A 2,431-nucleotide genomic window follows, 5' to 3' on the forward strand; every position below is an offset into this window, starting at 1 on the left:
TTGTAGGGCAATCCCTACAACAAATCTTCCATCCGGATGATGGCATTCTCTCAGTGCCCCCGATTTCCGGGCGCTTGCGCCTCTTCTACGCTTTGGCCTACGCAGTCATCCAACAAGAAGGTGCAGGCATGAGCGAGGCGAAGTCGAACGCTGCAACCAGCGAAACGCTGGTCAGCTTCCGTGGTGTGCAGAAGAGCTACGACGGCGAGTCGCTGATCGTCAAAGACCTCAACCTGGACATCCGCAAGGGCGAGTTCCTCACCCTGCTTGGCCCGTCCGGCTCCGGCAAGACCACCAGCCTTATGATGCTGGCCGGCTTCGAAACCCCTACCGCCGGTGAAATCCAGCTGGCCGGGCGCTCGATCAACAACGTGCCGCCGCACAAGCGCGACATCGGCATGGTGTTCCAGAACTACGCGCTGTTCCCGCACATGACCGTGGCCGAGAACCTGGCCTTTCCGCTGACCGTACGCAACCTGAGCAAGACCGACGTCAGCGAGCGGGTCAAACGCGTGCTGAACATGGTCCAGCTTGATGCTTTCGCCAAGCGCTACCCCGGCCAGCTTTCCGGTGGCCAGCAGCAGCGGGTGGCCTTGGCCCGTGCGCTGGTGTTCGAGCCGCAACTGGTGCTGATGGACGAACCGCTCGGCGCGTTGGACAAGCAACTGCGTGAACACATGCAGATGGAGATCAAGCACATCCACCAGCGCCTCGGTGTGACCGTGGTGTACGTGACCCACGATCAGGGCGAAGCGCTGACCATGTCCGACCGCGTGGCGGTGTTCCACCAGGGCGAGATCCAGCAGATCGCCGACCCGCGCACGCTGTACGAAGAACCCTGCAATACCTTCGTTGCAAACTTCATCGGCGAGAACAACCGCATCAACGGCACCCTGCTGGCCAGCGATGGCAAGCGCTGCCAGGTGCAGCTGCCGCGTGGCGAGCGGGTCGAGGCGCTGGCGGTGAACGTCGGCCAGGCCGGCGAGCCGGTCACCCTGTCGATCCGCCCGGAGCGTGTGCGCCTGAATGGCCACAGCGAGAGCTGCGTCAACCGCTTCTCTGGCCGGGTGGCCGAATTCATTTACCTGGGCGACCACGTGCGGGTGCGTCTGGAAGTTTGCGGCAAGGCCGATTTCTTCGTGAAACAGCCGATTGCCGAGCTCGACCCGGCCCTGGCCGTGGGCGATGTGGTACCGCTGGGCTGGGAGGTGGAGCACGCCCGCGCGCTCGATCCGATTGCCGAAGCCCATTGATGGATTGCTTCACCAACCCTGTACTGTGGAGAGAATAAGAATGCGCAAGCAGTTGAAATTGACCGCCCTGGCCCTGGGGCTGTTCGCCGCTGGCCAGGCCATGGCCGCAGACCTTACCGTGATCTCGTTCGGAGGCGCCAACAAGGCCGCCCAGGTCAAAGCGTTCTACGAGCCATGGGAGAAGGCGGGTAACGGCAAGATCGTCGCCGGTGAATACAACGGCGAAATGGCCAAGGTCAAGGCGATGGTCGACACCAAGAGCGTGTCGTGGAACCTGGTAGAGGTTGAGTCGCCAGAGCTGGCGCGCGGTTGCGATGAGGGCATGTTCGAAGAGCTCGACCCCGCCCTGTTCGGCAACGAGGCCGATTATGTACCGGGTGCCATCCAGCCTTGCGGCGTTGGCTTCTTCGTCTGGTCCACGGTCATGGCCTACAACGCCGACAAACTCAAGACCGCACCTACCAGTTGGGCCGATTTCTGGGACACCAAGCAGTTCCCAGGTAAGCGTGGCCTGCGCAAGGGCGCCAAATACACGATGGAATTCGCATTGATGGCCGATGGCGTTGCGCCCAAGGACGTCTACAAAGTGCTGGCGACCAAGGAAGGCCAAGACCGCGCGTTCAAGAAGCTCGATGAACTCAAGCCCAGCATCCAGTGGTGGGAAGCTGGCGCACAGCCACCGCAGTTCCTGGCTTCAGGCGACGTGGTCATGAGCTCTGCCTACAACGGCCGTATTGCCGCTGTGCAGAAAGAGAGCAACCTCAAGGTGGTGTGGAACGGCGGCATCTACGACTTTGACGCCTGGGCAATTCCTAAAGGTGCCAAAAACGTCGAAGAGGCGAAGAAATTCATCGCCTACAGCGTCAAGCCCGAGCAGCAGAAGATCTACTCCGAGAACATCGCCTATGGCCCGGCCAATTCCAAGGCCGTGAGCCTGCTGTCGGACGAGGTGAAGAAGGACATGCCGACCACGCCTGAAAACATCGCCAATCAGGTGCAGATCGACGTGGCCTTCTGGGCCGACAACAGCGAGCAGCTGGAGCAACGCTTCAACGCCTGGGCGGCGAAGAAGTAACAAACCGCAAACCGGGGCCGCTTTGCGGCCCATCGCCGGCAAGCCAGCTCCCACAGGGAACGTGTAATCCCCCAAGCCGGTGCAGTGCCTGTAAGGGACAGGG

At 61.5% G+C, this 2,431-nt stretch carries 2 protein-coding genes; both read left to right on the forward strand.

Features of this window, described 5'->3' with window-relative positions:
• Positions 1–128 precede the first annotated feature (128 nt).
• Positions 129–1,253, forward strand: coding sequence for an ABC transporter ATP-binding protein (locus ACK1VC_RS11845; RefSeq protein ID WP_016484622.1), 1,125 nt, complete (start codon positions 129–131; stop codon positions 1,251–1,253).
• A 40-nt stretch (positions 1,254–1,293) separates the two neighbouring features.
• Positions 1,294–2,328, forward strand: coding sequence for an ABC transporter substrate-binding protein (locus tag ACK1VC_RS11850; protein WP_016484623.1), 1,035 nt, complete (start codon positions 1,294–1,296; stop codon positions 2,326–2,328).
• Positions 2,329–2,431: the final 103 nt, after the last annotated feature.

It is taken from the genome of Pseudomonas sp. XP2, assembly GCF_053557975.1.

What these genes read in the sequence shown, in the direction of transcription:
- ACK1VC_RS11845 (WP_016484622.1), top strand. Translation starts at nt 129, where the DNA reads ATGAGCGAGGCGAAGTCGAACGCTGCAACCAGCGAAACGCTGGTCAGC.
- ACK1VC_RS11850 (WP_016484623.1), top strand. Translation starts at nt 1,294, where the DNA reads ATGCGCAAGCAGTTGAAATTGACCGCCCTGGCCCTGGGGCTGTTCGCC.